The sequence below is a fragment of the Nocardioides sp. genome (assembly GCF_047607365.1).
Taxonomy (GTDB): Bacteria; Actinomycetota; Actinomycetes; order Propionibacteriales; family Nocardioidaceae; genus Nocardioides.
Genome location: NZ_JASGDD010000161.1, coordinates 1 through 4,240, shown reverse-complemented (window position 1 = coordinate 4,240; position 4,240 = coordinate 1). Strand labels below are relative to the sequence as shown.

The window sequence follows — 4,240 nt, the reverse complement described above, 5'->3', positions numbered from 1 at the left end:
GCGCGAGGAGTGCGGCGTCGACCCGCAGGGGACGCCCGGGACCGGCGCGGCCGGCGGGCTCGGCGGAGCGCTGCTGGCACTCGGCGGCACGCTCGTGCCCGGATTCGGCCATGTCGCCCGGCACCTCGGCCTGGAGGGCGCCGTCGCCCGGGCGGACCTCGTCGTGACCGGCGAGGGCAGGCTCGACGCCACCTCGTTCGCGGGCAAGGTGGTCGGGGGCGTGGCGGCGCTGGCCACGCGACACGGCGTGCCGGTCGTGGCGATCGTCGGCATGGCCGACGACGGTCTCGACGCCGACCTCGAGGTCGTGTCCCTCACCGCCGAGCTCGGGAGCGACCGGGCGCTGGGCGACACCCTCGCCTGTGTCCGCGAGGTGGCGACGCGGGTCCTCACCAGCTTCCCGGAAGCGGGGAGCCGACCCATCCCTCGATCAGCGAGCGGCTGATCGAGACCTCTCCCGGAAGCAGCAGCGATCCGTCGGCCGCGCCCGCGAGGAGCTCCGCGCGGGTGACCCAGCGGGCCTCGGCGAGCTCGTCGTCCTCGATCCTCAGGTCGAGGCCCAGCGCGACGCCGGTGAACCCGAGCATGAGCGAGCTGGGGAGCGGCCAGGGCTGGTTGCCGACGTACCGCACCTCGCCGACGCGCACGCCCGCCTCCTCCGCCACCTCGCGGCGGACGGTGTCCTCGAGCGTCTCGCCGGGCTCGCAGAAGCCGGCGAGCGTGGAGAAGCGACCGGGCGGCCACTCCCCCTTGCGGCCGAGCAGCGCGAGCTCGTCGTCGGCGCCCGGCGTGCCGTGGGTGATGAGCATGATGACCGCGGGATCGGTGCGCGGGAAGTGCACGTGGCCGTCGCTGCAGACCAGCTCGTGGCCCGACCGGCGCGGTGTCAGCGGGCCGCCGCAGCGCGAGCAGAACCGCGTCGCCGCGAGCCACTCGGCCATCCCGACGGCGTGCAGGACGAGCGGCGCCGTCGGGTCGGAGGCCGGGGCGGCCGCGAGCTCGGGCAACAGGCCGCGCACGGGGACCCAGCCCTCGCGGGCGTGCTCGCGGCCGGCGACGAGAGCCACGTGGGTGACGCCGCCGGCGTCGCCGAGCAGCAGCCGCGTTCCCACGATGCCGTCCGTCTCCGCCGGGCTGAGCCAGGTGAGCGGCGACGCGATCCGGGTGCCGGCGACGACCAGGACGCGGGTGGCCGGGTCGGACCAGCGCTCGTCCTCCCAGTCGTCGTCGCCGCGGCGGAGGCCGAGTCGGTCGTGGGCGCTCTCGTGCAGGCGCGCGTGCGGCAGGCTCACGCCGCCAACGTAGTGCCAACGTGGGGACTGCGAATATCCCGCGGCGTCGCGGCGTTGAGGTCACGTGGACGTGTGGGAGTCGGTGGTCATCGGGGCCGGGCAGGCCGGCCTGTCGGCATCGCACCACCTGCTCCGTCGCGGGATCGCCCATGTGGTGCTCGACGCCGACGCGGGGCCGGGCGGTGCGTGGCAGCACCGCTGGGACGCGCTGACCATGCGCGACGTGCACCGGATCGCCGAGCTGCCGGGCGCCGAGCCGCTGCCCGAGAGCGAGACCCGGGCGAACGTCGCCGTGCCGGCGTACTTCGCCTCCTACGAGCGCGCGCAGGGGCTCCCCGTCGTACGGCCGGTCCACGTGGACCGCGTCAGCTCGGCGGGCGACCTGCTCGTGGTCGCGGCGGGCGAGCGGTCGTGGACGACGCGGACGATCGTCAACGCGACCGGCACCTGGACCCAGCCGCACTGGCCCTACTACCCCGGCCGCGAGACGTTCCTCGGCGAGCAGCTGCACACCCACGACTACCCGGGACCCGAGCCCTTCCGCGGGCGCCGGGTCGTGGTCGTCGGGGGTGGCGCGTCCGCGGTGCAGTTCCTCGGCGCGCTCGCGCCGGTGACGGACGTGGTGTGGGTGACGCGACGGCCGCCGGTGTGGCGGACCGGGCGCTTCGACCCGGAGGCGGGCTCGGCCGCCGTCGCCCTCGTCCAAGACCGCGTACGCCGTGGGCTGCCGCCCGAGTCCGTCGTCTCGGTCACCGGCCTGATGCTCCGTGCTCAGGAGGAGGCGGCCCGGGCGATGGGGGTCTACGACCGGCGGCTGCCGATGTTCACCTCCATCGAGCCCGACGGCGTGCGCTGGGCGGACCCGTCGGCGTCGGGCACGGCGTTCGAGCGTGCCGACGTGATCCTCTGGGCGACGGGCTTCCGCCCGGCGATCGCGCATCTCGCGCCGCTGCGCCTGCGCTCCGAGGCGGGTGGGATCCAGCTCGACCGCCTCGGCACCACGGCGGTGGCCGACCCGCGGGTGCAGCTGGTCGGCTACGGGCCGTCTGCCTCGACCATCGGCGCCAACCGCGCCGGCCGGTTCGCCGCGGGGGGCGTCGCGCGACGGCTGGCCGGGGAGCCGTCGCCGCAGCTGTCGCCGTGAGGCCTGCGGAGCCTGTCACGACATGCCGGGTGGGGCCGCGCCCGGTCAGGACGTGCGTCTCATGGCTGCGACACGCCGGTCGCGTCGGCGTGTCGCGGCGTCGTCGCTCACGTCCTGCCCGCGACCGCTGACGGCCGGCCTCAGAAGCGGGCGGACCGCTCCCCGACGGGGACCGGGATCGCGAGGCGGTTGGCGGGGAGCTCGCGGGGGCAGATGCAGTGCGGGGCGACACCGGACGGGTAGTTCTGCACGAGGTTCAGGTCGAGCTCCACCGTGCCGTCGGCGGCGATGTCGTCCGCGTCGAAGCGGATCGTCCGCCACGGCGCGACGCCCTCGGCGGTGTCGGAGAAGCGCACCTCGTGGACGCCCTCGCGCTCGCCGATCACCTGGAGCGTCACGGCGTCGCCCGCCGGCAGGGTCGGCAGCGGCAGGTCGATCTCCCCGACCACCGAGACCCGGAACCGCAGCCGCGGCTGTGCCGACCCGACCTCGGCCGCGATCGGGCGGTCGTGGTGCAGGACGGTCGCGGTCACGACCCACGCCGGGTCGTAGTCGAACACCGGGATCCCCGCGAACGCCTCCACCAGCGGGTTCTCGGGATCGCGCGGCCGGACGCCGCGGTGGGCCGTCCCGTCGGGATCGGCCAGGAAGAGGAGCTCGACGGCCACGCGGCCGGAGTCGGGTCCGCCGTACCGCAGCGCCCAGAGGCTGTGATGCGGTCCTGCCTCGACGACGGTCTCCGCGACCACCGGCTCACCGGTCTCGGCGAGGACGAGCGGCTCGGCGTCGTCGGGGGCGGGCGCGACGTGAACGGCGTCGCCGTCGGTCCACCACCGTCCCGGCGTCCCCGGGATGGCGACGGGCTCGGCGGTCAGCCAGGTGAGGCTGCGGAAGCTGGTCCAGGTGCCGGGCTCGCGGAACTGCTTGTCGCGGGCCTCACGCCAGGTCTCCCATGCGGTCACGCTCATGTGTCCCAGCCAACCGGCCGCGGACGGTCGTGGTCCAAGTGGAATGCGTGATCGGTCCCCTCACGCCTCGCTTATGAGCGCCTCGAGCTCCGGTCGGCCGGGCAGGTCGGACGGCTCGACCAGCCGCCCGCTGCGGACGTGGAAGAAGGCCGCCCGGACGTCCTCGGCGGGCAGTCCGTGGAGCTCGGCCCACGCGAGGCGGTAGATCGCCAGCTGCAGCGGGTCCGCGGCCTCGGAGCGGCCGGTCTTCCAGTCGACGATCAGCCAGGCGTCGCCTCCGTCGGGGCCGGTCTCGCGGTAGACCGCGTCGATCCGCCCGCGGACGACCTGGCCCGCGACGACGAGGGCGAACGGCGCCTCGACGAAGGCCGGGGGCCGGTCGGCGAACGGCCCCGACTCGAACGCCGCGATCACCTCGGCGAGGTCGGCGTCGGACTCGATCTCCGCGTCGCCCGCGCCGGGCAGCTCGTCGAGGGCGAAGAGATCCTGCTGGTCGAAGCGCGCCTCGACCCAGGCGTGGAAGCGCGTGCCGAACCGCGCGGCCTCGCTGGGCGGCCGCGGCATCGGCCGGGCCAGCTCGCGCGCGAACCGGTCGGGGTCGGCCCGCAACCGCGCGACCGCGGTCGCCGAGAGGGACGCGGGGCGCTCGACCACGACCTCGTCGGCGACGTCGGCCCTGGCCTCGGCGAGCAGGCGCTCGATCTCGGCGTCCCACTCCGCCACGCGCGCCGCCTCGAGCACGTCGAGACCCTCGTCGGGCGCGTGCGGGTCCGCCGCGCGCACGACCTCCGCCGCGACCAGCCTCAGCCGCGCCTCGGCGCCCGGCCCCTCGGGCG

Annotated in this window: 5 protein-coding genes; 2 read left to right on the top strand and 3 right to left on the bottom strand. The window is 75.8% G+C overall.

What is annotated here, in order from left to right; translation table 11 throughout:
* A partial coding sequence (locus QM572_RS12800; RefSeq protein ID WP_415093688.1) for a glycerate kinase occupies positions 1-445 on the top strand: 445 nt, incomplete at its 5' end.
* Here QM572_RS12800 and nudC read toward each other — a convergent pair.
* Positions 390-1,292, bottom strand: coding sequence for an NAD(+) diphosphatase (gene nudC, locus QM572_RS12795; RefSeq protein WP_415093686.1), 903 nt, complete (start codon positions 1,290-1,292; stop codon positions 390-392). The two genes, QM572_RS12800 and nudC, sit on opposite strands and share 56 nt — an antisense overlap.
* A gap of 64 nt (positions 1,293-1,356) precedes the next feature.
* Here nudC and QM572_RS12790 point away from each other — a divergent pair, with 64 nt between their 5' ends.
* Positions 1,357-2,436, top strand: coding sequence for an NAD(P)-binding domain-containing protein (locus QM572_RS12790; protein ID WP_415093684.1), 1,080 nt, complete (start codon positions 1,357-1,359; stop codon positions 2,434-2,436).
* Positions 2,437-2,576: 140 nt separating this feature from the next.
* Here the strand turns inward: QM572_RS12790 and QM572_RS12785 are convergent, their stop codons facing one another.
* Both QM572_RS12785 and QM572_RS12780 read right to left on the bottom strand, forming a co-directional pair.
* The gene (locus QM572_RS12785) at positions 2,577-3,404 is read right to left on the bottom strand and encodes a DUF1684 domain-containing protein (protein WP_415093682.1); all 828 of its coding nucleotides are present in this window, start codon (positions 3,402-3,404) and stop codon (positions 2,577-2,579) included.
* A 60-nt stretch (positions 3,405-3,464) separates the two neighbouring features.
* A partial coding sequence (locus QM572_RS12780; RefSeq protein WP_415093680.1) for a PD-(D/E)XK nuclease family protein occupies positions 3,465-4,240 on the bottom strand: 776 nt, incomplete at its 5' end.